The sequence below is a fragment of the Catellatospora aurea genome, from assembly GCF_042663325.1.
In the GTDB taxonomy this organism is placed as follows: Bacteria; Actinomycetota; Actinomycetes; order Mycobacteriales; family Micromonosporaceae; genus Catellatospora; species Catellatospora aurea.
Genome location: NZ_JBHTAC010000014.1, coordinates 51538 through 75945, shown reverse-complemented (window position 1 = coordinate 75945; position 24408 = coordinate 51538). Strand labels below are relative to the sequence as shown.

General features: G+C 71.2%; 24 protein-coding genes. 20 read left to right on the top strand and 4 right to left on the bottom strand.

All coding sequences use genetic code 11. From position 1 onward, the window contains the following. Positions 1–65: 65 nt before the first annotated feature. Together ACFQO7_RS16115 and ACFQO7_RS16110 are read right to left on the bottom strand one after the other, a co-directional pair. Positions 66–497, bottom strand: coding sequence for a ferritin-like domain-containing protein (locus tag ACFQO7_RS16115; RefSeq protein WP_376807084.1), 432 nt, complete (start codon positions 495–497; stop codon positions 66–68). Continuing rightward, a complete protein-coding gene (locus ACFQO7_RS16110; protein WP_376807083.1) occupies positions 494–1012 on the bottom strand; it encodes a hypothetical protein in 519 nt (172 codons plus the stop codon). The genes ACFQO7_RS16115 and ACFQO7_RS16110 overlap by 4 nt, the downstream gene beginning before the upstream one ends. A 152-nt stretch (positions 1013–1164) precedes the next feature. Here ACFQO7_RS16110 and rimP point away from each other — a divergent pair, with 152 nt between their 5' ends. From rimP to dapB, 19 genes are all read left to right on the top strand, one after another. After that, positions 1165–1821, top strand: coding sequence for a ribosome maturation factor RimP (rimP, locus tag ACFQO7_RS16105; protein ID WP_376807082.1), 657 nt, complete (start codon positions 1165–1167; stop codon positions 1819–1821). Further along, the gene (gene nusA / locus ACFQO7_RS16100; protein ID WP_360540997.1) at positions 1818–2873 is read left to right on the top strand and encodes a transcription termination factor NusA; all 1056 of its coding nucleotides are present in this window, start codon (positions 1818–1820) and stop codon (positions 2871–2873) included. The genes rimP and nusA overlap by 4 nt, the downstream gene beginning before the upstream one ends. Positions 2874–2888: 15 nt before the next feature. Next, positions 2889–3209: a YlxR family protein gene (locus ACFQO7_RS16095; protein WP_376807081.1), complete on the top strand. Its 321-nt coding sequence runs from the start codon at positions 2889–2891 to the stop codon at positions 3207–3209. A 221-nt stretch (positions 3210–3430) separates the two neighbouring features. Continuing rightward, a complete protein-coding gene (infB, locus tag ACFQO7_RS16090; protein ID WP_376807080.1) occupies positions 3431–6514 on the top strand; it encodes a translation initiation factor IF-2 in 3084 nt (1027 codons plus the stop codon). A gap of 129 nt (positions 6515–6643) precedes the next feature. Further along, complete coding sequence (locus tag ACFQO7_RS16085; protein WP_376807079.1) at positions 6644–7660, top strand: TRM11 family SAM-dependent methyltransferase; 1017 nt, start codon at positions 6644–6646, stop codon at positions 7658–7660. A gap of 21 nt (positions 7661–7681) precedes the next feature. Further along, positions 7682–7975 carry a DUF503 domain-containing protein gene (locus tag ACFQO7_RS16080; RefSeq protein ID WP_360530182.1) on the top strand — a complete coding sequence of 98 codons (294 nt, stop codon included), beginning with the start codon at positions 7682–7684 and terminating at the stop codon, positions 7973–7975. A 292-nt stretch (positions 7976–8267) separates the two neighbouring features. Beyond that, positions 8268–8756, top strand: coding sequence for a 30S ribosome-binding factor RbfA (gene rbfA, locus ACFQO7_RS16075; protein WP_203693942.1), 489 nt, complete (start codon positions 8268–8270; stop codon positions 8754–8756). Further along, positions 8753–9787 (top strand): DHH family phosphoesterase, encoded by a 1035-nt coding sequence (locus tag ACFQO7_RS16070; RefSeq protein ID WP_376807078.1) that lies wholly within the window; start codon positions 8753–8755, stop codon positions 9785–9787. The genes rbfA and ACFQO7_RS16070 overlap by 4 nt, the downstream gene beginning before the upstream one ends. A gap of 66 nt (positions 9788–9853) precedes the next feature. After that, positions 9854–10261 (top strand): hypothetical protein, encoded by a 408-nt coding sequence (locus ACFQO7_RS16065; protein ID WP_376807077.1) that lies wholly within the window; start codon positions 9854–9856, stop codon positions 10259–10261. Next, on the top strand, positions 10258–10476 hold the full coding sequence (locus ACFQO7_RS16060; RefSeq protein WP_376807076.1) for a DUF6186 family protein: 219 nt from the start codon (positions 10258–10260) through the stop codon (positions 10474–10476). The genes ACFQO7_RS16065 and ACFQO7_RS16060 overlap by 4 nt, the downstream gene beginning before the upstream one ends. Before the next feature lie 600 nt (positions 10477–11076). Beyond that, complete coding sequence (locus ACFQO7_RS16055) at positions 11077–11853, top strand: hypothetical protein (protein ID WP_376807075.1); 777 nt, start codon at positions 11077–11079, stop codon at positions 11851–11853. Next, positions 11850–13187, top strand: coding sequence for an MATE family efflux transporter (locus tag ACFQO7_RS16050; RefSeq protein WP_376807074.1), 1338 nt, complete (start codon positions 11850–11852; stop codon positions 13185–13187). The genes ACFQO7_RS16055 and ACFQO7_RS16050 overlap by 4 nt, the downstream gene beginning before the upstream one ends. 80 nt (positions 13188–13267) lie before the next feature. Continuing rightward, entirely contained in the window at positions 13268–14110 is an 843-nt protein-coding gene (gene truB, locus ACFQO7_RS16045; protein ID WP_376807162.1) for a tRNA pseudouridine(55) synthase TruB, read from the top strand. Beyond that, positions 14110–15045 carry a bifunctional riboflavin kinase/FAD synthetase gene (locus ACFQO7_RS16040; RefSeq protein ID WP_376807073.1) on the top strand — a complete coding sequence of 312 codons (936 nt, stop codon included), beginning with the start codon at positions 14110–14112 and terminating at the stop codon, positions 15043–15045. Before truB ends, ACFQO7_RS16040 begins: the two co-directional genes overlap by 1 nt. An 11-nt stretch (positions 15046–15056) precedes the next feature. Further along, a complete protein-coding gene (locus tag ACFQO7_RS16035; protein WP_376807072.1) occupies positions 15057–16442 on the top strand; it encodes a Fic family protein in 1386 nt (461 codons plus the stop codon). 141 nt (positions 16443–16583) lie between these two features. Further along, positions 16584–16853, top strand: a complete 270-nt coding sequence (gene rpsO, locus ACFQO7_RS16030; RefSeq protein WP_203693934.1) for a 30S ribosomal protein S15 — start codon at positions 16584–16586, stop codon at positions 16851–16853. Between the two features lie 230 nt (positions 16854–17083). Further along, a complete protein-coding gene (locus tag ACFQO7_RS16025; protein ID WP_360530156.1) occupies positions 17084–19405 on the top strand; it encodes a polyribonucleotide nucleotidyltransferase in 2322 nt (773 codons plus the stop codon). A gap of 99 nt (positions 19406–19504) precedes the next feature. Continuing rightward, the gene (locus ACFQO7_RS16020; protein ID WP_376807071.1) at positions 19505–20896 is read left to right on the top strand and encodes a M16 family metallopeptidase; all 1392 of its coding nucleotides are present in this window, start codon (positions 19505–19507) and stop codon (positions 20894–20896) included. A 167-nt stretch (positions 20897–21063) separates the two neighbouring features. Next, complete coding sequence (dapB, locus tag ACFQO7_RS16015) at positions 21064–21819, top strand: 4-hydroxy-tetrahydrodipicolinate reductase (protein WP_360530150.1); 756 nt, start codon at positions 21064–21066, stop codon at positions 21817–21819. A 159-nt stretch (positions 21820–21978) separates the two neighbouring features. Here the strand turns inward: dapB and ACFQO7_RS16010 are convergent, their stop codons facing one another. Beyond that, a complete protein-coding gene (locus ACFQO7_RS16010) occupies positions 21979–22551 on the bottom strand; it encodes a GNAT family N-acetyltransferase (protein ID WP_203693930.1) in 573 nt (190 codons plus the stop codon). 49 nt (positions 22552–22600) lie between these two features. Between ACFQO7_RS16010 and ACFQO7_RS16005 the strand changes: the two genes are divergently transcribed. Then, complete coding sequence (locus ACFQO7_RS16005) at positions 22601–23833, top strand: glycosyltransferase 87 family protein (RefSeq protein WP_376807070.1); 1233 nt, start codon at positions 22601–22603, stop codon at positions 23831–23833. Here ACFQO7_RS16005 and ACFQO7_RS16000 read toward each other — a convergent pair. Beyond that, a complete protein-coding gene (locus tag ACFQO7_RS16000; RefSeq protein ID WP_376807069.1) occupies positions 23744–24274 on the bottom strand; it encodes a GNAT family N-acetyltransferase in 531 nt (176 codons plus the stop codon). The genes ACFQO7_RS16005 and ACFQO7_RS16000 overlap by 90 nt on opposite strands. Between the last annotated feature and the right edge of the window lie 134 nt (positions 24275–24408).

Below are 24408 nucleotides of genomic sequence, written 5' to 3'. Positions count from 1 at the left end.
CTACTGAGTATGCATACCCGGTATGCCGAAGGCAAGGCGTCCGCCCCGACGGGACGGAACGCCTGCTACTGGGTCTTGCGGCCCGGGTATGACACGGTGGCCGGGACGATCTCGGCGAGCTTGCGCCAGCGGGTGCCGCGTACCGCGGCGTCGGTGTAGGCGACCAGGATCCGGCGGCGCACCTCGCCCTCGGCGTCGGCGAGCGCGGCCCGCCAGGTGGCCGCCACCCCGTCCTCGACGTAGGCGGCCAGCTTCAGCGCGGTGGCGTTGTCGGTGACCGGGAACGGCAGCGCGTAGCCCGCCTGGGCCACCGGCGCGCTCGCCTTCAGCTCGGCGAGCTGCACCAGCAGCGCGTCCCGCCGGGTCCGGTGCATCTCCTCACCGGTCCGGGCCTCCTTCTGCAGCGCCTTGTCGAGCTGCACCCCGAGCCGGGCGTACGCGAAGATCGCACTGTGCTCGGCATTCAGCGCCGCCTGCAACCGCTCGGCCAGTGTCATGACAGCACCTCGGCGTGGGTGGCGCGGGCGGCGGCGATCTCGCCGACCAGGACGGCGCGCGATGTGGTGGTGGTTACACATGCCTCGGCGGCCTGCTTGGCGGCGGAGACCTCGGCCGTGCGCAGGCTCTTCAGGATCGCCTTGCGGTCGCCCGTGACCGGGGCGGCGCTGGGCGCGGCGAAGGAGCTGGGCGAGGGCCGCGGGCTCATGATCGCGTCCAGGGCGGCGGCGTGGACGCGGTGCGTCTCGCGCAGCGGCGTGAGCAGCGTGGTGAGGGTGGTGTCCGCAGAGAGCGCGGCGTCATAGGCCGCCACCAGGGCATAGGTGCCTGCCAGCAGGCCGGTCAGGGCGTCCGGCGCGGGCGGGGTGTCCGGGCCCGGGTCGAGCGGGTCGCAGCCGGCCAGCGCGGCCCCGGCGAGCCCGGCCGCCGCCGTCGCGGCGCTCGCCCGCAGCAGCCGCCGTCGATTCGGTCGGAAACCCGCCGACCAGCTATGATCATTTCCCCGCGTACGCACCGCGCCAGTCTTCCTTAAGCCAGCCGCCGCTGCCACTCCGTGATCACGTGTCGGACGCCGCACGCGGCGACCGCAGCGCGCCGCTGGTCGTTGCCGCATGTGCGCGGGTTACGCTCTGCGCAGTCGATGAATCACCGAGAGGGGTGCCCCAGATGGCTCAGCGTGGCCGTGCCTCAGGCCGACCGGCGGGCAAGGCGCCTGCCCGGACGGCGGCACCGGCTCCTGCCAGGACCTCTCCGGCCGAACTGGCGGCGCGCCGCGCCCGGTTGCAGGCCGTGATCGACCCCGTGGTGTCCGGCACCGGCTACGACCTGGAGGAGCTGTCGGTCAAGCAGATCGGCCGGCGGCACCTGGTCCAGGTGGTCATCGACGGCGACGGCGGGGTGGGTCTGGACGCCATCGCCGACGTGTCCCGCGCGGTGTCGCGGGCGCTGGACGAGGCCGAGGAGTCCGGCACAGATCTGATCATGGGCGAGTACCAGTTGGAGGTCTCCTCGCCCGGAGTCGACCGGCCACTGACCCTGCCCCGGCACTGGGCCCGCAACGTGGGCCGCCTGGTGAAGGTGAAGGCGGGGGAGAAGTCGCTGACCGGCCGGGTCGTCGACGCCGACGCCGACGGGATCACCCTCGACGTGGACGGCAAGGAGCACGCGCTGAACTTCGACGCGCTGGGCCCGGGGCGCGTCCAGGTCGAGTTCAAGCGCATGAACGAGATCTCCGATGAGGAGCTCGCGGAGTTCGACGACGACTCGTCCGACGACGAGGAGCTCGACGACGACGAGCGGGACGACGAGGGGGAAGAGCGGTGAACATCGATCTTGCGGCGCTCCGGGCGCTGGCACGCGACAAGGAGATCTCCGAGGAGACCATCCTGCAGGCCATCGAGTCTGCGCTGCTCACCGCGTACCGGCACACCGAGGGCGCGCAGTCGCATGCGCGCGTGGAGATCAACCGCCAGTCCGGTGCGGCCGTGGTGTACGCGCAGGAGTACGGCGGCGAGGGCGAGCTGCTGCGGGAGTGGGACGACACCCCGCACGACTTCGGCCGGATCGCGGCGATGACGGCCAAGCAGGTCATCCTGCAGCGCCTGCGCGAGGCCACCGACGAGGTGCACTTCGGCGAGTACGTCAACCGCGACGGCGACCTGGTCACCGGCGTGATCCAGGCGCACGAGACGCGTACCGAGAAGGGCATCGTCTCGGTCGACCTGGGCAAGGTCGAGGCCGTGCTGCCGCAGTCGGAGCAGGTGCCGGGGGAGACCTATCCGCACGGCCAGCGCATCCGCTGCGTGGTGGTGCACGTGGCCAAGAGCTTCCGCGGCCCGCAGGTGACGCTGTCGCGCTCGCACCCGGCGCTGGTGAAGAAGCTGTTCGCGCTGGAGGTTCCGGAGATCGCCGACGGCACCGTCGAGATCGCCGCGATCGCCCGCGAGGCCGGTCACCGCACCAAGATCGCGGTACGGTCCACCGTGCCCGGGGTCAACCCGAAGGGCGCCTGCATCGGCCCGATGGGCCAGCGCGTGCGCGCGGTGATGAGTGAACTGCACGGCGAGAAGATCGACATCATCGACTGGTCGGACGACCCGGCGGAGTTCGTGGGCAACGCGCTCTCCCCGGCCAAGGCCCTCAAGGTCGAAGTGGTGGATCTCGCAACGCGTGCGGCGCGCGTCACGGTGCCCGACTACCAGCTCTCACTGGCGATCGGCCGGGAAGGGCAGAATGCCAGGTTGGCTGCCCGTCTGACCGGTTGGCGCATCGACATCCGCTCCGACGCGGCCGACTCCGGGTCGGCGCAGCCGCGCGGACCGCGTCCCGCGGCCGATCACGAGACGGAGCCGGGCGGCACTCCCGTCTCCGCGTAGGGGTAGACTCATCAGGTGGTACGACGCTCGCGGCCCGCACCGCTTGTGGCGGCCTCATCAGTCACGCTTGTGCCGCCTCCGGTGCGCACGTGCGTCGGATGCAGGCAGCGGGCGTCCGCTACCGAACTGCTCCGCGTCGTGGCGGTGGCGTCGGGAGCTGACCAGTTCAGTCTCCGACCCGACCCGCGACGCAGATCGACTGGCCGTGGTGCCCACGTGCACCCGACAACGGCCTGTCTCGAACTGGCGCTGCGACGTCGTGCCTTCGGGCGCGCGCTGCGGATCACCGGGGTCATCGACACCGGGGAGCTGGCCGAGGCGATCCACGGACCGTGACCGGTCCGCCGGATCACGAACCGATCCGAAGGATCACCGCCAGACCATCACGGGGTGGCGGACCACCGTAGGCGGCGGCCTCATCAGCCCCGTCTGAGGATCAAGCAAGGTAGGACTACCGGCATGGGCACACGATGAAGTCGCAAAAATGATCAGGCTTCAAGTGCACAAGTGAGGTCGTAGCGGGTCACTGCCCGTGCGACCTCGGAGTGAGGAGTGCAGTGGCAGGCAAGGCCCGCGTACACGAGCTTGCTAAGGAGCTCGGCGTCGAGAGCAAGAACGTTCTCGCCAAACTCAAGGAGATGGGCGAGTTCGTCAAGTCCGCGTCGAGCACCGTAGAGGCTCCCGTCGCCCGTCGGCTGAAGGACGCCTTCGCGGCCGGCTCGGGAGCGCCCAGCGCCCCGAGCGCGCCGTCGGCGCCCGCGGCAGCGGCGACCACGGCGGCGACCGCGAACGAACCACGGGTGACGGCTAGGCCGGCGCCCCCCAAGAAGCCCTCGGCACCCATGAAGCCGAAGGCACCGACCTCCATGGTCCCGCCGACCCCGGTGACGAAGCCGGCCAGCGCCCATGACATCGAGGTCGCCGCAGCCGAGGCCCGCGCTTCGGCGCTCAAGGCCGAGCAGGAGGCCTCCGTCCGGGCGGCCCAGCAGGCTGCCAAGCAGCGTGAGGACCAGCCTCGCGGCGACGGCCCGAAGCCCAGCTTCATGCCGCCCCGTCCCGGCTCCAGCGCGGCCGGCGCAGGCCGTCCGGCGGCTCCGGCCGGCCGTCCCGGCGTGCCCGGTGGCGAGCGCCGCGACGGGCGTCCCGGTGGCCCGCGTCCCGAGGGCGGCCGCGACGGCCGTCCGAGCGGTCCGCGCCCCGACGGCGGCAGCCGTGAGGGCCGTCCGGCCGCTCCCGGCGCCGGTCGTCCGCCGCGCAGCGGTGGCAACAACCCGTTCGGCATCTCGCAGGGTGGCGGCGCTCCGTCGCGTCCGTCCCCGGCCGGTATGCCGCGTCCCAACCCGGCCTCGATGCCGCCGCGGCCCAGCCCGGCCTCCATGCCGCCGCGGCCGAACCCGGCGTCGATGCCCAGCCAGCGTCCGGCTCGTCCGGGCGGCGGCGCGGGTCGTCCCGGCGGTCCCGGTGGCGGCGCAGGCCGTCCCGGCGGTCCCGGTGGCGGCGGCTTCCGCGGCGGCCCCGGTGGCGGCGGCGGTGGCGGCTTCCGTGGCGGTCCCGGTGGCGGCGGTGGCGCCGGCACGGGCTTCCGTCCCGGTGGCGGTGCGCCCGGTGGCGGCGGCGGTTACCGCGGCGGTCCCGGTGGTGGCACCGGTGGCCCGCCGGCGGGTGGCGCAGGCCGTCCGGGTGGCGGTGCCGGCGGTCGCGGCCGTGGTGGCGGCGCTGCCGGTGCGTTCGGTCGTGGCGGCGGCAAGTCGCGCGGCCGCAAGTCCAAGAAGCAGCGGCGTCAAGAGTTCGACAACCTGTCCGCGCCCACGATGAGCTCGGGCGCACCGCGTGGCCAGGGGCAGCAGCTCCGGCTGCCGCGCGGCGCGTCGCTGTCGGACTTCGCCGAGCGCATCAACGCCAACCCGGGCTCGCTCGTCCAGGAGATGTTCAACCTGGGCGAGATGGTCACGGCGACGCAGTCGTGCACGGACGAGACGCTGATGCTGCTCGGCGAGCACCTCGGCTTCGAGGTGCAGATCGTCAGCCCCGAGGACGAGGACCGCGAGCTGCTCGCGCGCTTCAACATCGACCTCGACGCCGACATCGACGAGGAGCGCCTGGTCAGCCGGCCGCCGGTGGTGACCGTCATGGGTCACGTCGACCACGGTAAGACCAAGCTGCTGGACGCGATCCGGTCGGCGAACGTGGTCGAGGGCGAGGCCGGCGGCATCACCCAGCACATCGGCGCGTACCAGGTGCACGTTCAGCACGAGGGTGAAGACCGGGCGATCACGTTCATCGACACCCCGGGTCACGAGGCGTTCACCGCCATGCGTGCCCGTGGCGCCCAGGCCACCGACATCGTCGTGCTGGTCGTGGCGGCCGACGACGGCGTCATGCCGCAGACGATCGAGGCGCTCAACCACGCCAAGGCGGCTGACGTGCCGATCGTGGTCGCGGTGAACAAGGTCGACAAGCCGGAGGCCAACCCGGGCAAGGTGCGTCAGCAGCTGACCGAGTACGGCCTGGTCGCCGAGGAGTACGGCGGCGAGACCATGTTCGTCGACATCTCCGCCAAGAGCCGTCTCAACATCGACGGCCTCCTGGAGGCGGTGCTGCTGACCGCGGACGCGTCGCTGGAGCTGCTGGCTCCGATCGACGGGCACGCCCAGGGTCTGGCCATCGAGGCCCGGCTCGACAAGGGCCGCGGCCCGGTCGCGACGGTCCTGGTGCAGAAGGGCACCCTGAACGTCGGCGACTCGATCGTGGCGGGCAACGCCTACGGTCGCGTCCGGGCGATGCTCGACGAGAACGGCCACCCGCTGGCCGAGGCGGGCCCCGCCCGTCCGGTCATGGTGCTCGGTCTGACCGCGGTGCCGGGTGCGGGTGACACCTTCCTGGCCGCCGACGACGACCGGACCGTTCGCCAGATCGCCGAGCAGCGCCAGGCCCGCAAGCGGGCGGCCGAGCAGGCGAGCCTGCGCGGCCGGGTCTCCCTGGAGAACCTGCTCGAGAAGATCAAGGAGGGCGAGCGCACCTCGCTCGACCTCATCATCAAGGGCGACGTCTCCGGTTCCGTGGAGGCACTGGAGGACGCGCTGGTCGCGCTGCCGATCCCGGAGGAGATCCAGCTTCGGATCATCCACCGCGGCGTCGGTGCGATCACGGAGAACGATGTCAACCTGGCGTCGGCCTCGGCGAACTCGACCGCGATCATCATCGGCTTCAACGTGCGGCCGATGGACCAGGCACGCGACCTGGCCGAGCGCAACGGCGTGGAGATCCGTTACTACACGGTCATCTACCAGGCCATCGAGGAGATCGAGGCGGCCCTCAAGGGCATGCTCAAGCCGGAGTACGAGGAGCACGCCTTGGGCTCGGCGGAGGTCCGCGAGGTCTTCCGTTCGTCCAAGGTGGGTCTCATCGCCGGTTGCATCGTCCGGTCGGGTCTCATCCGCCGCAACGCCAAGGCGCGGGTCGTCCGCGACGGCGCGGTCGTGGCGGAGACCGCCTCGATCAGCTCGCTCAAGCGGTTCAAGGACGACGCGACCGAGGTCCGCGAGGGCTTCGAGTGTGGTCTGACCCTGGGTGGCTACAACAACCTGCAGGTGGGCGACATCATCGAGACCTACGAGATGCGCGAGAAGCCGCGGGTGTGATCCCGTGACGCGGGGCGGGGCCCGGTGCGAAACAGCACCGGAGTCCCGCCCCGCTCCGTGTCCGGCGGTGAACGGACAACAGTTCAGGCTTGATCGTCGTTGAGAAGGCGGCGGAGGGAGTTGGCACAGGTGGCTAGGTACGGGCTTCTGGTGGCGCCGTCGGCGAACCGGGTCTACACGCAGTCGGCGCCGGAGTTGATGGCGGCCGAGCTGGCGGTGTTCTCCGAGCGGGCGCTGGGCGGGCGGATCGAGCCGGCCGAGGTCGTCGAGTTCGCGGGGCGTCCGTACCTGACGTTCGAGGTCGAGGACGGTGCGCTCGGGGCGGACGAGCTGCGGGTGCTGGCGAACCTGTCGTCGGCGTACGCCCTGTTCGAGATGGTCGAGGGCGGGCTGCTGCGGCCGCTGGGCGAGCCGTCGCTGGACCGCTTCGACGACGACCTGATCACCATCCAGAAGTACGCCGGCAAGACCAACGAGCACTTCACCAAGCTGTTGCTCAACGTCACCGTGCTGGCCACGTCCTGGGCCGACCAGCTGCTCACCAAGCGGTTCACCGTGCTCGACCCGGTCGCCGGGCGGGGCACCACGCTCAACCAGGCGCTGATGTACGGCTGGGACGCGGTCGGCATCGAGCTCGACGGCAAGGACGTCGAGGCGTACAGCGCGTTCCTGAAGACCTGGCTCAAGAACAAGCGGATCAAGCACACCACCGACATGACGCCGCTGCGCCGCGAGGGCAAGCGGCTCGGCCGCCGGTTCGACGCCCGCATCGGCGACGTGCGGGAGCACCCGCAGCACCTGTCGCTGTTCGAGGCGGACACGATCCAGTCGCGGGCGCTGCTGAAGGGCAACTCGGTCGACGTGATCGCGGCCGACTTGCCGTACGGCGTGGTCCACGGCAGCCGCAGCGCCAAGGGCCTGTCCCGCGGCCCGCAGGAGTTGCTGGAGGAGGCGCTGCCGGGCTGGTCGTCCCTGCTGCGCCCCGGCGGCGCGCTGGGCATCTCCTGGAACACCCACGTGGCCCCGCGCGAGGACGCGCTGGACCTGCTGGAGGAGCACGGCCTGGAGGCCGTCGACTACGAGGGCTTCGAACACCGCGTCGACCAGGCCATCACCCGGGACATTCTGGTGGCCCGCAAGGTGTGACCTGGCGTACTGTCATCGCTCGTGCATACCGGAACATCCGTTTTCGACCTGCTCCTGCCCGGGGACTCCCGGTCGCTGAAGGAGAAGCGGTCGTACATCCGTCCGATCATCGCGGCGCTGAAGAAGTACGAGGTGGCCGTCGCCGAGGTCGGGGCCATGGAGCTGCACGGCCGCGCCGAGATCGGCGTGGCCGTGGTCGCCGCCGACCCGGCCCACGTCAACGAGGTCCTCGACAACTGCGAGCGCCTGGTGGTGGGCCGCCCGGAGGTCGAGGTCCTCTCGGTCAAACGCCGCTGGTACGGCGACGACGATTAAATGGCGCCCGCCTTCGCGGGCGCGGCGTTCGGCCTCGGAAGCCTCCCTTACCCGCCGGTCGCTCGTCCGCTGCGCGGACTTCCGCTCCTGGCGGGTGCGGTCGGCGGCCGAACACAGAGTGTATTCGTGATCACAGCCCCTGGGGCTGGGTAGGCGTACGGGCTCCGCTCCCACGAATGAGGGTCGGGCCCGGCGGGTAGTGTCATGGTGTTGGTTTCGACCCTGGCTCGTCACCGCGGCCGGCGTGAGTCGGCGCGGGCGCGCCGTGGTCGTCGGTCGCGGAGGTGACGTGATGGCTGATCCGGCCAAGGTTCGCAAGCATGCGGAGCGAGTGCGAGAGCTCGTCGCATCGGCGGTTCGTACCCAGATCAAGGACCCCAGGCTGGGGATGATCACGATCACCGACGCGCGGATCACCGCCGACCTGCGCGAGGCGACCGTCTTCTACACCGTGCTCGGCGACGCCGAGGAGCAGGCCGGCACCGCCGCCGCGCTGGAGAGCGCGAAGGGCATGCTGCGCGGCGTGGTGGGCCGGGCGCTGGGCCTGCGCCACTCGCCGTCGCTGGCGTTCGTCTCCGACGACGTGCAGGAGCACGTGAAGCACATCGACGACCTGCTCGCCGAGGCGAAGCAGCGCGACGAGCAGGTGCAGCAGCTGGCGGCGGGCGCGGCGTACGCCGGTGAGGCGCAGCCGTACAAGGTCGAGGAAGACGACGACGAGGGCTCGTCGGACGACGATGACGAGGACGAGCCGGCGCTGCGCGCGGCAGCTCAGCGGTGAAGGCGACCACGCCGGCCGCCGGGACCACGGGCCGCCCGACCGAGCAGGACTGGGCCGCCGCGGTCGACGCGGTGCGTTCCGGCCTGCGGCCGGGGGCCCGGGTCCTGCTGGTGTGCCACGTCAACCCCGACGGTGACGCGCTGGGCAGCATGCTGGGCTTCGCCCAGGGGCTGCGCCGGCTCGGCGTGACCTCGCTGCAGTGCACCTTCCCCGGCCCGCTCACGGTGCCGGAGCCGCTGCACATGCCGGCGATGGACCTGCTGATCCCCGAGTCCGCGGCCGACCCGGCCCCGGACCTGCTGGTGACCTTCGACGCGGCCAGCGAGTCGCGGCTGGGCGCGCTGGTGGACCGGCTGGAGACCGCGACGGTCAGCCTGGTGCTGGACCACCACGCCTCCAACACCGGCTTCGGCAAGGTGTCGCTGGTCGACCCGTTCGCCGCCGCGACCTCGGTGGTCGCCGCGGAGCTGCTGCGCCGCCTGGACGTGCCGCTGGACCGGGACATGGCCGAGTGCCTGTACATCGCCCTGGTCACCGACACCGGCTCGTTCAAGTTCGACCTGACCACCCCGGAGGTGCACGAACTCGCGGCACGGCTGGTGGCGACGGGCATCGACGTCGGGGCCATCTCGCGTCGCATCTTCGACAGCCGCCCGTTCGGCGCGGTGCGCCTGTTCGGCGAGGTGATGGGCCGGGCGCAGCTGGAGCCGGCGTCGGCGGGCGGGCGCGGGCTGGTGTACGCCGTGGCGACGCTGGCCGACCTGGCCAAGCACGACCAGCCGCCGTACGTGCTGGAGGCGCTCATCGACTCGGTGCGCTGTGTGGCCGAGGCCGACGTCGCGCTGCTGCTCAAGCAGGTCGCGCCCACCGAGTGGGCGGTCTCCATGCGCAGCAAGGGCGGCGCGGACGTGAGCCGGATCGCGGTCGCCATGGGCGGCGGCGGGCATCGGCTGGCCGCCGGCTTCACCGGCCACGGCACCGCCGAAGAGATCATCGACGCGGTACGCGAGCGCCTGGCGGCGCAGAGCTGATCACCGAGACCGGCTTCCGGGCGGAAAGATCTCCCGGAAGACCGGTCAACGGAGCACAATCAGGTCATGGAACAGCGTCCTGAGCTCACCGTCGAGCCGGTGTCGCCCTGGGCGCGGGCACAGGTCATGCTGCCGGTGTTCGTCCCGTTCGCGCTGATCGGCGGGTTGCTTCCCTCGTTCTCGCTGGCCGCGAACCTGTACGTGCTGGCGCTGGGTGGCGGGCTGATGCTGGCGGGCCTGTCCTCGCGCCTACCGCGCCGGGCCGCGCCGGTGGCGCTGCTGCCCGGGGTGGCCTGGTGGCTGGTGCCGGTGGGCGTGTTCGCGATCGTCGAGATCGTCACCTTCGCCATGGGCTCCACGCACGACTACCCCACACTGTCCCTGCTGGCCGACCCGCTGCTCGACGGCTACCTGCTGCGGTCCATGGCGTACTTCGCCTGGCTCGCCGGTTTCTGGGGGCTGGTGCGCCGATGAGCCTGACCCGTTTCCTCGCCATCGCCGGGTTCGTGCTCGCCGCGCTGGCGGTGCTTGCCGTCGAGTGGGCCGCCCGCCGCCCCGACTCCCGCATCCCGACCATCGGTGACGTATCCGCCCTGGTCATGCGCTACGACGTCGGCGGCATCCCGGTCGGCCGCCTCGCCCTGCTCAGCTTCTGGTTCTGGCTCGGCTGGCACTTCCTCGCCCGCTGACCCGCCCCTCCGCCCGCCCCCGCCTCCCCGCGCGCCCCGCCGCCGCCCCGCGCCGCAACTCTTAAAGAGTTGCCCGCTTTCGGTCCCCTGGAAGCCGCGACTCTTTAAGAGTTGCGGCGCGGGGAGTGCGGGCGAGTGGGGTGTGATGGATCGGCAAACGGACATATCCGACTGGTCGTGCGTTAAGGCGACGTTCAGCAGGGGTGTCAGGTGCTTGACGTTCCGTGATGTGGGAACAGCTGTGCAGGATGTGGACCTGAACGATAGTTTTGCCTCTAGCGGCGCCGCCTGTGGTCCACAACGACCTGCGGCTCCGCGGCAGTCACACCGGCGATACAGCTCGGCGATCCCGAGAGCGGCGGCGGACTAGACGAGCACGGCGCGTCCCCGACGCGACCGCGCGACGAAGTTGACCCGTTGTTGTTCTGGAAGGACCGTGCCATGCCCACGTCGAAGAAGCCCCAGCCGCAGCCCACCGAGGAAGAGCGCGAGCGCGAGCAGGCTCGCCGCGCCCTGCAGACCTCCATGGACACCCGGCAGTAGTCCACCCCGCAGGAAACGGGGACCCGGTGGGGTGATCGCTGCGTCTACGCTGTCGTGATGTCCTCGACAGCCGTGCCGGCGGCCCCCGCCATCGACGAACTTCTCGCCGACCTGGCACTGCAGACCCGCCGGCTGCGTATCGCGGCCTGGGTCGCCGGAGGTGTGGGCCTACCGGCCGCTGCCGTCGTGGCGGGCCTGCCGGACAACGTCTGGATCGGACAACTGCTGTCCGGCGCGGTGATCCTGGCCACCGCTCTCGGCCATCACCTCGCCGTGCGGCCGCTGTGGCGGCTGCGCCGCGCACCGGTGCTGGCCCCGCTGTCCCCGGCGGGCTTCGTGACCGCCGCTTCGCCACGGAGCCTCGCGGCCCCGGCCTACCTGCTGGCGATCGCCGGTTACGCGTGGGGCGTGGGCGCACACGGCGCGGAATTCGGGGCGCTACTGCTCGCTGTGCTGATGGGACTGCGCCCGGCACGGGTCGTGCTCACCCCCGGTGCCGTGCTCGTCCGTCGCTTCCGCACGCGGCGCGTACCGTGGGCCCAGCTCTCCGGGGTGCGGGTGACCAGTTCAGGGCTGGCTGACGAGCTGTCGCTCGCCGTCGACGTGCCCGGGCGAGGGCTGGGGACCGTACGCGCCCCGCTCCACCCGCTCGACGTCGACCCGGCGTTCCTCGTCCACCTGCTGCGGCACTACGCCGCCGTGCCCGAGGACCGGACCGCGATCGGCGCGCCCGCCGAACTCGCCCGCCGACGCAGGGACTACCTGGCCGCCCCCGGGCCGGCTGTCGATCCGGTCACCGATCCGGGCCTGGAGCCCGCAGCGGCAGTACCGTGACCGCTGTGCGACAGCAATCCGCGACCGACTACCGCCGGATCGCGGCGCTCGCGCTGCCCGCGCTGGTGGTGCTGGCCGCCGAACCCCTCTACGTGCTCGTCGACACCGCCGTGGTGGGCCACCTGGGCCGGGTGCCGCTGGCCGCGCTCGGCATGGCGGGCACCGTGCTCGGGCTGGCCGTCTGGCTCGGCAACGTGCTGGCGTACGGGACCACGGGCCGGGCCGCGCGCCGCTTCGGAGCGGGTGACCGGGCCGGGGCCGTGCAGGAGGGCGTGCAGGCGTCCTGGCTGGCCGTGCTCGCCGGACTGTTCCTGGTCGTCGCGGCGCAGTTGTTCGCCGGGCCGCTGACCCGGGCGCTGTCCGGCAACGGCCCCGAGTCCGCCGAGGTCGCCGCGCAGGCCGAGCTGTGGCTGCGGGTCGCCTGCCTGGGCGCGCCGTTCATCCTGCTGGCGATGGCCGGCAACGGCTGGATGCGCGGGGTGCAGGACACCCGCCGCCCGCTGCGTTACGTGCTCGGCGCGAACCTCGCCTCGGCCGTGCTGTGCCCGCTGCTGGTGTACGGGCTGGGCTGGGGCATGGTCGGCTCGGCCTGGGCGAACGTGGTCGCGCAGGCCGCCTCCGGCGGGTTGTTCCTGAGGGCGCTGGTCGTGGAGCGGGTGCCGCTCGCGCCGCACTGGCACGTGCTGCGCCGCCAGTTGTCGGTCAACGGCAACCTGATCGTGCGGGGCGCGGCGTTCCAGGCCTGCTTCCTGTCGGCGGCGGCGGTGGCGGCCCGGTTCGGCGCGGCCGCGCTGGCCGCCCATCAGATCGCCCTCCAGCTGTGGTTCTTCAGCGCGCTGGTGCTGGACTCGGTGGCGATCGCCGCACAATCGCTGGTCGGCGCGGAGCTGGGCGCGGGGGACGCGCCCGCGGCCAAGCGCACCGCGCGCCGGATCGCGTGGCTCGGCACTTGGTGCGGGGTCGCGTTCGCCGTCGTGCTCGGCGCGGGTGTGGCGGTGCTGCCCGCGCTGTTCGTCGACGATCCCGCGGTATGGGAGCAGACCGCGCTGATCTGGCCGTGGTTCCTGGTGCTGCTCCCACTGGGCGGGCTGGTGTTCGCCCTCGACGGGGTCCTCATCGGCGCGGGCGACGTCGCCTACCTGCGCAACCTGACCGTCATCGCCGCGGTGGCGGGCTTCCTGCCGCTGACCTGGCTCGCCTACTACCTCCAGCTCGGCCTGAGCGGGGTGTGGGCCGGGCTGACGATGTTCATGGTGGTGCGCTTCGTCGCGCTGCTGCTGCGGATGCGCACCGGTGGCTGGGCCGTGCCCAGCCCGGTCCCTACCTCGCCTTAGGCTGGTCCGTTGTGAGCAATGGGAAGAGGGAGCAGCGCCCGGTGACCGACGGGCTCATCGTGGTCGACAAAGCGGGCGGCATGACGTCGCACGACGTGGTGGCCCGGGTGCGGCGCATAGCGGGCACCCGCAAAGTCGGCCACGGCGGCACCCTGGACCCGATGGCCACCGGGGTGCTGGTGCTCGGCGTCGGCAAGGCCACCCGGCTGCTCACGTACGTGGTGGGCACGGCCAAGGTCTACCGGGGCGTGATCCGGCTGGGGCAGGACACGGTGACCGACGACGCCGAGGGCGACGTCACCAGCACCACCCCCGCGGGGCACGTCACCGACGAGCAGATCCGGGCCGGGCTGGCCGCGCTGACCGGCGAGGTCGACCAGGTGCCGTCCGCGGTCAGCGCGATCAAGGTGAACGGGGTGCGCTCGTACCACCGGGTGCGCCAGGGCGAGCAGGTCGAGCTGCCCGCGCGCCGGGTGACCATCTCCCGGATCGACGTGTCCGAGATCACCCGGACCGGCGACATCGTCGATGTCGCCGTCGAGGTGGCCTGCTCGTCGGGCACCTACATCCGGGCCATCGCCCGTGACCTGGGCGCCGCGCTGGGTGTCGGTGGTCACCTCATCGCGCTGCGGCGCACGGCCGTGGGCGGGTTCACCCTCGCCGAGGCGTACACCCTGGAGCAGCTCGCGGAGCTCGCCGACCCGGTGGCGCTGCCGTTGGCGCAGGCCCTGGGCCGCGCCATGCCGGTGCGCACGGTCGACGCCGATGCCGCGAAGATCGTGTCGCACGGCGGGCCGCTGCCCGCGGTCGGCCAGGCCGGGCCGTACGGTGTGGTGGGCCCGGACGGGGCCGCGCTCGCCGTCATGTCGGAGCGCGGCGGCCGGGCCAAGGCGGAGATCGTCCTGGTGGGAGGCGAGCAGTGATGCAGCGTTGGCGGGGGTACGACGCGGCGCCGGGCGGCTGGGGCCGCGCGGTCGTCACCATCGGCGTCTTCGACGGCGTGCACACCGGGCACCAGCAGACCATCGGCCACGCCGTGAAACGTGCCCGCGAGATGGGCCTGCCCGCCGTGGTGCTGACCTTCGACCCGCACCCGTCCGAGGTGGTGCGGCCCGGCTCGCACCCGGCGATGCTGACCTCCCCGCAGCGCAAGGCCGAGCTGCTGGCCGCCCTGGGCGTCGACGTGCTCTGCGTGCAGCCGTTCACGCTCGAATTCTCGAAACTCGACGCCGACCGGTTCGTGCACGACGTGCTGGTCGAGCACCTGCACGCGGCGCTGGTCGTGGTGGGGGAGAACTTCCGCTTCGGCCACAAGGCCGCCGGAGACGTGGAGCTGCTGGCCAAGCTCGGCCGCACGTTCGGCTTCGCGGTCGAGTCGGCCCCGCTGGTCACCGGCGACGGCACCGTCTACTCCTCGACGTACGTGCGGGCCTGCGTGGACGCCGGTGACGTGGAGGCGGCCGCGGCGGTGCTGGGCCGCCCGCACCGGCTGGAGGGCGTCGTGGTCCGTGGCGACCAGCGCGGCCGGGAGATCGGCTTCCCGACCGCCAACCTGATGGTGGCCAAGTACGCGGCGGTGCCCGCGGACGGTGTGTACGCGGCCTGGCTGGTGCGCGGCAACGAGCGCCTGCCCGCGGCGGTGTCGATCGGGACGAACCCCACGTTCGCCGGACAGGACCGGCGCGTCGAGGCGTACGTGCTCGACTTCTCCGGCGACCTCTACGGCGAGCGCCTGGCCCTCGACTTCGTCAGCCATCTGCGCCCGACCCTCAAGTTCGACGGCGTCGAGGGTTTGGTGGAGGCCATCCACGATGACGTCGCCCGCACGCGAGCGGTCCTGGGCGTGCCGAAGCCGTAGGATCGGCGGCTGTGAACATCCCGTGGCGTGAGGTCGAGCCGCTGCCGAAGCTGAACGGCGCGGTTGAACCTATTCTGCTGACCGTCGACTCGCTGCACGCGGCATGGAAAAGGTCAATCGAGCAAGCGCCGCCGGCGGAGTTCGCCGAAGCCCGCCAGCGAAGTCTGCGCCGGCACGCCATCGAAACCGGCATCATCGAACGGCTATACGATCTTGACTGGGGCGTGACCGAGGCGCTGGTCGCCGAAGGCATCACGGCAGAAGTAGCAGCTCGTGAAGGTGGGGTCTCGGAAGACGCCTTCAACTTGATGCGCGATCAGCTGGGTGCGCTGGAGTACCTCGTCGAGGCCGTGCAGGAGCAGCGTGAACTCTCCTCGTTCTTCATCCGGGAACTTCATCAACTGATTACGCAGCACCAGCCCACATACGATGCCAGGGATGCGCTGGGTCGCGCCGTCCAAGTCCCGCTGCCCCGCGGTGAGTGGAAGTCCCAGCCGAATCATGTGCGCCGCCCAGACGGGACGGTGCTCGAATACACGCCTCCTGAGCAGGTTGCCTCGCAGATCGAACGACTGGTGGAGCTCTACCGGGATACCGCTGGGAAGCACCCGGTGGCGAGGGCCGCCTGGCTGCATCACAGGTTCATCTGCATCCACCCCTTCGCCGACGGGAACGGCCGGGTCGCCCGCGCGCTTACCTTGCTGGTGCTCCTGCAAGGGCATTACGCACCCCTGGTCGTCGACAGGCGCAATCGTGCCGAATACATCAGGGCGTTGGACGCCGCCAACGATGGAGATCTTCGCCATCTCGTGCGGTTGTTCGCCGAGCTGGAGATCGTTTCGTTGCGGGCCGAGCTTGAACGACCGGCGTTGACCTCACCGGCGGTGAGTAGTGCTGCGGCTGTCATCGCCGCACACGCCCAGCGGGTGCTCGAGCGTGAGCGAACCCTGGACGTCGCGGAAGGCGCCGGCGCGTTGGCACTCAGGCGCGAGTTGCGGTCGCGTGTCGTGCGTTGGCTGCAGCGCATTGCTGCTGAAGTACAACAGGCGTACGTCCCTATCGATCCGAAGGCCACCGTCGATGTCGATCTTCGTCGCGTCAGGGCATTGGTGACCGTTCGGGGTCACCGCCTGGAGTACACGGTCGTCATCCGCACTGTTGCAGACACCGGTGCCTGCGATGTGAGAGTGCTGGCTCTTGCACAGCAAGCCCGTGGCGACGCCCACCCCTCCACCTACCGGGGGGCGGTCTTGCTGAGTGACCTACCGCCGAACGATCGGGCGGTTGCCGTGGCGCCCGACACGTTGCAGGCGATCTGGCCGGACGTCGAGGAGTTGTTGGACCGGACGTTCACTCTGGCGGTCGACCGGTTCACCCGCGGGCTGTACGCGGAGTAACACGCGGTTTGCGTATCCCGCCGGGGTGGTATCTCACCGACTGGTAGCCTGGAGGGGACACCGGGTCACCGGTGTCGGCCCGGTATGCCTGCACGACGCCGCGGGATATCGGGTGGCACAGAACCCACAGTTAGGGAGACCATGGCGCTCGACGCTGAAGTCAAGACCCAGATCATGGCGGACTACGCCACCGTCGAAGGCGACACCGGTTCGCCGGAGGTCCAGGTGGCGGTCCTCACCAAGCGGATCCAGGATCTTACGGAGCACCTCAAGCAGCACAAGCACGACCACCACAGCCGTCGTGGTCTGCTGCTGCTGGTCGGCCGCCGCAAGCGGCTGCTGGCCTACCTGCAGAAGTCGGACATCGCCCGCTACCGTGCGCTCATCGAGCGCCTCGGCCTGCGCCGATAGTTCTGACGGGGGAGCGGCGCCAGTCGCTCCCCCGACGTTTGAATACACCTGGCACGGACCCGCCGTCGGGAGGAACACCGGGCCTGGCGCAAGCAACACACCCAGGCCGGCCGGTTTGGGTCGGTCCTCGGTAGTGGTGTCCGGAGCGAGCTCCGGGCGCTTCGATCGAAGACCGACTGTCCTACCGGCAACGGGCGGCACGTGCCGCGACAGAAGGAGCACACAGCTTCATGACCGAGCACAACCTCGGCGAACAGACCAGCAAAGCAGTGATCGACAACGGGTCGTTCGGCACCCGTGAGGTCACTTTCTCCACCGGACGGCTGGCCCGACAGGCCGCCGGCTCCGTCATCGCCCAGCTGGGCGACACGGTGGTCCTCTCCGCGACCACCGCCAGCAAGCAGCCCCGCGACAGCTTCGACTTCTTCCCGCTGACGGTGGACGTCGAGGAGCGGATGTACGCCGCGGGTCGCATCCCGGGCTCGTTCTTCCGCCGGGAGGGCCGTCCCAGCGAGGACGCCATCCTCACCTGCCGCCTGATCGACCGGCCGCTGCGCCCGTCGTTCGTGAAGGGCCTGCGCAACGAGGTCCAGGTCGTCGAGACGGTGCTCTCGCTCGACCCGGAGCACCCGTACGACGTGGTCGCGATCAACGCGGCCAGCATGTCCACCAAGCTGTCCGGCCTGCCGTTCAGCGGCCCGATCGGCGCCACCCGCGTGGCGCACATCGACGGCCAGTGGGTGGCCTTCCCGACCCACGCCGAGCTGGAGCGCGCCACCTTCGACATGGTGGTCGCCGGCCGTGCGCTGGAGGACGGCGACGTCGCCGTCATGATGGTCGAGGCCGAGGCGACGGAGAACACCGTCAAGCTGGTCGCGGGCGGCGCGCAGGCGCCGACCGAGGAGATCGTGGCCGGTGGCCTGGAGGCCGCCAAGATCGCCATCCGTGAGCTGTGCCGGGCGCAGAGCGAGCTGGCCGCGGTCGCCGCGAAGCCGGTGACCGAGTTCCCGGTGTTCCTGGACTACCAGGACGACGTGTACGCGGCCGTGAAGGCGGCGGCGGGCTCCGAGATCGCCGAGGCCCTCAAGATCGCCGGCAAGGCCGATCGCGAAGAGGCCCTCGACCTGGTCAAGGAGAAGGTCGTCGGCCAGGTCGCGCCGCAGTTCGAGGGGCGCGAGAAGGAGGTCTCGGCCGCGTTCCGGTCGGTGACCAAGTCCGAGGTGCGCAACCGCGTGCTGCGGGACGGCGTCCGCATGGACGGCCGTGGGCTGCGCGACATCCGCCAGCTCACCGCCGAGGTGCAGGTGCTGCCGCGAGTGCACGGCTCGGCGCTGTTCGAGCGGGGCGAGACCCAGATCCTGGGTGTCACCACGCTGAACATGCTGCGCATGGAGCAGGCGCTGGACACGCTGTCGCCGGCGAAGACCAAGCGCTACATGCACAACTACAACTTCCCGCCGTACTCGACCGGTGAGACCGGCCGGGTCGGCTCGCCGAAGCGCCGCGAGATCGGCCACGGCGCGCTGGCGGAGCGGGCCCTGATCCCGGTGCTGCCGGCGCGCGAGGAGTTCCCGTACGCCATCCGGCAGGTGTCGGAGGCCCTGGGCTCCAACGGCTCGACCTCGATGGGCTCGGTCTGCGCGTCGACGATGTCGCTGCTGAGCGCCGGTGTGCCGCTGAAGGCCCCGGTCGCCGGCATCGCCATGGGCCTCATCTCCGACGAGGTGGACGGCAAGACCCAGTACGTGACGCTGACCGACATCCTCGGTGCCGAGGACGCGTTCGGCGACATGGACTTCAAGGTCGCCGGCACGCCGGACTTCGTGACCGCCCTGCAGCTGGACACCAAGCTCGACGGCATCCCGTCGGACGTGCTGGCCGCCGCGCTGCAGCAGGCCCACGAGGCGCGCCAGACCATCCTGGGTGTGATGGCCGCGGCCATCGCCGCCCCGGGTGAGATGAGCGAGTACGCCCCGCGGGTGACCTCGGTCAAGATCCCCGTCGACAAGATCGGCATGGTGATCGGGCCCAAGGGCCAGACCATCAACGCGATCCAGGACGAGACCGGCGCCGAGATCTCCATCGAGGACGACGGCACGATCTACGTCGGCGCGACCAACGGCCCGTCGGCCCAGGCCGCCGTGGACCGGATCAACGCCATCGCGAACCCGACCCTGCCGAAGGTGGGCGACCGCTTCCTGGGCACCGTGGTGAAGACGGCGGCGTTCGGCGCCTTCGTCTCGCTGCTGCCCGGCCGCGACGGTCTGCTGCACATCTCCAAGGTGGGCGACGGCAAGCGGGTCGACCGCGTCGAGGACTTCCTCAACGTCGGCGACAAGGTCGAGGTCGTCATCGCCGACATCGACGCGCGTGGCAAGGTCTACCTGGACAAGATCGGCCCCGACGGCAACCCGATCGTCAGCGACAAGGCGCCCCGTGAGGGCGGCGAGCGCGGTGGCGACCGGGGTGGCGACCGCGGCCCGCGCCGCGAGGGTGGCGACCGCCCGGCCCGCGAGGGCGGCGAGCGTCGGCGCACCCAGCGCCGCGACTAGTCGGTGACCAGCAAGAACAGCTAGAACACAGCCCGCGGGGAAGGACTCCTTCCCCGCGGGCTGTGCCCGTTACCCGCCGTTGAGGAACCCGTGCCGCCCATGTCTTCTGCCTTCACCACCGGCGGCGAGCCCGCGCCGCAGCCCACCGGATCGGCCCCCGCCGCGCGCCCCACGGGCGGTTCGCGGGCGGTGACCCGGACCGTCGACAGCGACCCGCTGGGCGGGACGGTGCGGCGTACCACGCTGCCCAACGGGATGCGCATCCTCACCGAGGCCGTGCCCGCGATGCGCAGCGTTACCTTCGGCATCTGGGTCGGGGTCGGCTCGCGCGACGAGGCCCCCCAGCTCGGCGGGGCCTCGCACTTCCTGGAGCACCTGCTGTTCAAGGGCACCCGCAAGCGGTCCGCGCTGGACATCTCCGCGCAGATCGAGGCGGTCGGCGGCGAGACCAACGCGTACACCGCCAAGGAGTACACCTGCTACTACGCGCGGGTGCTCGACGAGGACCTGCCGCTGGCCATCGACGTCATGTGCGACGCGGTCGCCGACTCGGTGCTGGCCGAGGCCGACGTCGAGACCGAGCGCGGGGTGATCCTCGAAGAGATCGCCATGCACGCCGACGAGCCCGGCGACGAGGTGCACGACCTGCACGCCGAGGTCGTGTACGGCGATCACCCGCTGGGCCGGCTGATCTCGGGCACCGTCGAGACGATCACGCCGATGACCCGCAAGCAGATCAACAGCTTCTACCGGCGGCGGTACGCCCCGCCGGTGATCGTCGTCGCGGCCGCGGGCAACCTCGACCACGCCACCGTGGTCAAGCAGGTCCGCGAGGCGTTCGCGGGCACACCGCTCGGCGACGCCGTGGCCGCCTCGCCCGAGCCGACCCGTTCGCCGCACTCGCGGGTCAAGCACCGCGCCCCGGCCACCCTGGTGCGCCCCGACGACACCGAGCAGGCCCACCTGGTGCTCGGCGGCCCGGCCCTGCACCGCCACGACGAGCGCCGGTTCGCGCTCGGGGTGCTCAACAACGTGCTCGGCGGCGGCATGTCCAGCCGCCTGTTCCAGCAGGTCCGCGAGAAGCGCGGGCTGGCGTACTCGGTGTACTCCTACACCTCGCAGTATGCCGAGACCGGCACGTTCGCGGTGTACGCCGGCTGCGCCCCCGCCAAGGCCGAGGAGGTCCTCGCCCTGATCCGCCAGGAACTGTCCGACGCCGCCGCTCACGGCATCACGGCTGAGGAACTGCGCCGCGGCAAGGGCATGCTCAAGGGCTCGCTGGTCCTCGGCCTGGAGGACACCGGCTCCCGCATGAGCCGTCTGGGCAAGGGCGAACTCCTCCACGGCGACCTCATGTCCGTCGACGAACTCCTCCGCCGCATCGAGTCCGTCACCCTCGACGAGGTCAACCACATAGCCGCCAAAATCCTCAACACCCCCATGTCCCTCGCGGTAGTCGGCCCCTTCGAAGAGACCGCCTTCCCGCTCTGACCGTTCCTGCGGCCCTCGCGCGTTGATCATGAATTTATGGCACGGGTCGGCGGTGTGTCTCGGGCACAACCTCATGATCAAAGCGGTGGATCGTAGGCCCGCCGCCGGGTGTCCCAGAAAGGCGTGGTTGGCGCGGGCGGGGCGGTCTGATCCGCTAGGTTGGGCGCGTGACTGATGACGTGGAGCTGCTGCGGGTCGGTGTGCTTGGCGCCCGGGGCCGGATGGGCATCGAGGTGTGCCGGGCCGTGGACCAGGCCGACGACCTCGACCTCGTGGCGATGATCGACCAGGGCGACTGGCTGTTCAACGCCTCGGACGCCGGCGCGCAGGTCGTGGTGGACTTCACCACGCCCGACGTGGTGATGGACAACCTGCACTGGTGCATCGACCAGGGCATCAACGTGGTGGTCGGCACCAGCGGCTTCACCGACGAGCGCCTGGCGCAGGTCAAGGGCTGGCTCGACCAGAAGCCCGGGGTCGGCGTGGTGATCGCCCCCAACTTCGGCATCGGCGCGGTGCTCATGATGGAGTTCGCCGAGCGGGCCGCCCGCTACTTCGACTCGGTGGAGATCATCGAGCAGCACCACCCGAAGAAGGTCGACGCCCCCAGCGGCACCGCGCTGCACACCGCCCGCCTCATCGAGCAGGCCCGCAAGGCGGCGGGCAAGGCGGCGATGCCCGACGCCACCACCGACGAGATGGCCGGCGCGCGCGGGGCCGAGGTCGGGGGCGTACGCATCCACAGCGTGCGCGCCGCAGGCCTGGTCGCCCACCAGGAGGTCCTCTTCGGCGCCACCGGCGAGACCCTGACGATCCGCCACGACTCCTTCGACCGCGTCTCCTTCATGCCCGGCGTCCTCCTCGCTATCCGCGAGGTCGTCAACCGTCCCGGCCTCACCCTAGGCCTCAACCACCTGCTCTAGCCCCACTCCCACTCCGCCACAACGTCCGCGCAAGATCGTCGCGATCGTTGTGGCGGTCTGGTTTTGGCTGATCATGAAGTTAGGGCAGCGACGCACCGCCGAACACTGCCATAAGTTCATGATCAACGCGGTGGGGGGTGGGGGGTGTGGCCGGGTGGGTCAGAGGGTGGTGTGGAGGCGGAGTTGGGGGACCAGGAGGTCGTCGACGTCGAGGGCGCGGGTGGCGCCGTCGGGGGCCCAGCCGGCTGAGGTGAGGAACTTGCGGGTCGCGGCGTCGGCGTCGAAAGCCCAGCACACGGCGCTGTCGAACTTGTCGCCGCGCCACAGGTCGACGCTGGCGGCCAGCAGCCGGCTGCCGTGGCCGCGGCGGCCCCAGCGGGGCTCGACCAGCATGTCGGTGATCGCCGCCACATTCTCGCGGTCGGGCGTGTGATCCTCGTCCGCGGCCAGCGCACCGTCGTCGAAGGGACCGGAGGCGGCGAATCCCACCACGTATTCTTGGACGGCCTGCTCGACCGCGTTCTGCTCCACGGCGACGAGGACCCGGTGGCGGGCGCTGGGGGGCGTGGTCACCGCGTCGAGCCAGCGCTGCGCCAGGAACGCCTCGTCGATCTCGTCGAGGACGTGTTTGGGCAGCACCCGGCGATAGGCGACCCGCCAGGTCGCCAACTGGATACGTGCGATCTCGCCGGCGTCGTCGGGACGCGCCGGTCGGACGAACCCGACTGCCACGCCCCGAAGCGTACCGAGCCCATCCGGGCACTGATCAGGAGGTCTGAGCTTGAGCCGCGGACGGCAGATCGCGACCGTGTCGGCACTGGCCGTCGCGTCGCTGGTGTTCGTCGCGCTCTTTGCGCAGCGGCACGGCTTCTTCGACCTCAACGTCTACTACGGCGCCGTCCGGTTCTGGACCGGCGGTGGCGAGATCTACGACTTCGTCCGGCCCTACAGCACGTACGGCTTCACGTACCCCCCGTTCGCGGCACTGGCCATGCTGCCGATGGCGCTGCTGTCCTGGCCCGCCGCGATCGTGGTGAGCTCGGTGGCGACGGCGCTGGTGACCTGGTGGCTGCTGCGACTGCTGCTGGGCCCGGTGATCGCCGCGCAGCGCTGGACGCCGTGGTTCGTGGTGGCGGTCGCGCTGTGCCTGGTCACCGTGTACGAGCCGATGCGCGAGACGTTCCTGTTCGGCCAGGTCAACATGCTGCTGCTGGGGCTGGTCGCGGCGGACCTGCTGCTGTTCACGCGTAAGGGCAGCAGGTGGGGCGGCGTGGGCATCGGCCTGGCCACGGCGATCAAGCTGACCCCGGGCATCTTCATCGTGTACCTGCTGATCACGAAGCGCTGGCGGGCCGCCGCGGTCGCGAGCGGCACGGCCGCAGCGGCGACGCTGGGCGCGGCGGCGGTCGCGCCGGACGCCTCGCGCGAGTTCTGGACCAGCGCGCTGTGGGACACCGACCGGGTCGGCGTGCTGTCGTTCATCTCGAACCAGTCGCTGCAGGGCGTGGTGGCCCGGCTGACGGCGGGTCACCCGAGCAAGGCGCTGTGGGCGGTGCTGGTGGTCGCCGTGCTGGCGGTGTGGTTCGTGCGGTCCCGGGCGGCGGTGGCCCGGGGCGACGAGGTCGCCGGGCTCGCGTTCACCGGCATCATCGGCGTGCTGATCAGCCCGGTCACCTGGGTGCACCACCTGGTCTGGCTGATCCCGGCGTTCGTGCTGCTGGTCGAGCGCGGCTTCGCGGCCGAGCGGGGCAGCAGGCGGCGGTGGTCGCTGCTGGGACTGGCCGCGGTGTCGTACGCGATCCTGTCCAGCCGGGTGGTCTGGCTGTGGGAGGGCGAGGTCGGCGGGGTCGGCACGCTGCTCGGGTCGAACCTGTACGTCTGGGTGTGCCTGGCGCTGCTGTGCTGCACGCCGCTGGCAGCGGGGTCAGCCGCGCCGGAGGGTGCAGCGCAGCTCGGGGATGTCGACGTCGCTGCCGGTGGGCCGGTACGTCGCCCGAAGGCCGTCCGGGTGTAGCCCGTGCCGGGCGTAGAAACGCAGCGCCCGGTGGTTGTCCGCGAGCGCCCACAGCCGCACCTCGGGTTGCGGCAGCGCGTCCAGCGCGGCCAGCAGCAGGGCGTCGCCCGCGCCGGTGCCCCAGCGGTCGGGGTGCACGTAGATGGCGAGGATCTCGCCGTACTCCGGCTGCAGCGGGCTGCCGTCCAGCTCCTGGGCGCGGTAGGGGCCGTGGCAGACGAAGCCGGTGACCGTGTCGCCGTCGAGCGCGACGAGGTTGCGGAACGGACTGTCCGGGTCGGCGAGGCGTTCGAGCCGCCAGGCGGTGCGGCCGGACACGTCCAGCGCGGTGAGCACGTGGTCGGGCACGATTCCGGCGTACGCGACCTGCCAGGCCTGGATGTGCAGCGCCGCGACGGCCGCGCAGTCGGCGGCGGTCTCCGCCCGAACGATGATCCCCATGCCCATAGAGCCTAGGAATATCCGCTCACCCGAGGCAAAGCGGTTACTACAGTCCAGCTCACCCCCGGTGACGCGTTAAGAAGGTGCCCTTCCTCTACGCATGGCGATGGGAAGGTGCCCTTCCTTTCACCATC

What these genes read in the sequence shown, in the direction of transcription:
- rbfA (WP_203693942.1), top strand. Translation starts at nt 8,268, where the DNA reads ATGGCTGATCCGGCCAAGGTTCGCAAGCATGCGGAGCGAGTGCGAGAG.
- rpsO (WP_203693934.1), top strand. Translation starts at nt 16,584, where the DNA reads ATGGCGCTCGACGCTGAAGTCAAGACCCAGATCATGGCGGACTACGCC.
- truB (WP_376807162.1), top strand. Translation starts at nt 13,268, where the DNA reads ATGACGTCGCACGACGTGGTGGCCCGGGTGCGGCGCATAGCGGGCACC.
- ACFQO7_RS16115 (WP_376807084.1), bottom strand. Translation starts at nt 497, where the DNA reads ATGACACTGGCCGAGCGGTTGCAGGCGGCGCTGAATGCCGAGCACAGT.
- ACFQO7_RS16020 (WP_376807071.1), top strand. Translation starts at nt 19,505, where the DNA reads ATGTCTTCTGCCTTCACCACCGGCGGCGAGCCCGCGCCGCAGCCCACC.
- ACFQO7_RS16000 (WP_376807069.1), bottom strand. Translation starts at nt 24,274, where the DNA reads ATGGGGATCATCGTTCGGGCGGAGACCGCCGCCGACTGCGCGGCCGTC.
- ACFQO7_RS16060 (WP_376807076.1), top strand. Translation starts at nt 10,258, where the DNA reads ATGAGCCTGACCCGTTTCCTCGCCATCGCCGGGTTCGTGCTCGCCGCG.
- ACFQO7_RS16040 (WP_376807073.1), top strand. Translation starts at nt 14,110, where the DNA reads ATGCAGCGTTGGCGGGGGTACGACGCGGCGCCGGGCGGCTGGGGCCGC.
- ACFQO7_RS16055 (WP_376807075.1), top strand. Translation starts at nt 11,077, where the DNA reads ATGTCCTCGACAGCCGTGCCGGCGGCCCCCGCCATCGACGAACTTCTC.
- rimP (WP_376807082.1), top strand. Translation starts at nt 1,165, where the DNA reads ATGGCTCAGCGTGGCCGTGCCTCAGGCCGACCGGCGGGCAAGGCGCCT.
- ACFQO7_RS16025 (WP_360530156.1), top strand. Translation starts at nt 17,084, where the DNA reads ATGACCGAGCACAACCTCGGCGAACAGACCAGCAAAGCAGTGATCGAC.
- ACFQO7_RS16065 (WP_376807077.1), top strand. Translation starts at nt 9,854, where the DNA reads ATGGAACAGCGTCCTGAGCTCACCGTCGAGCCGGTGTCGCCCTGGGCG.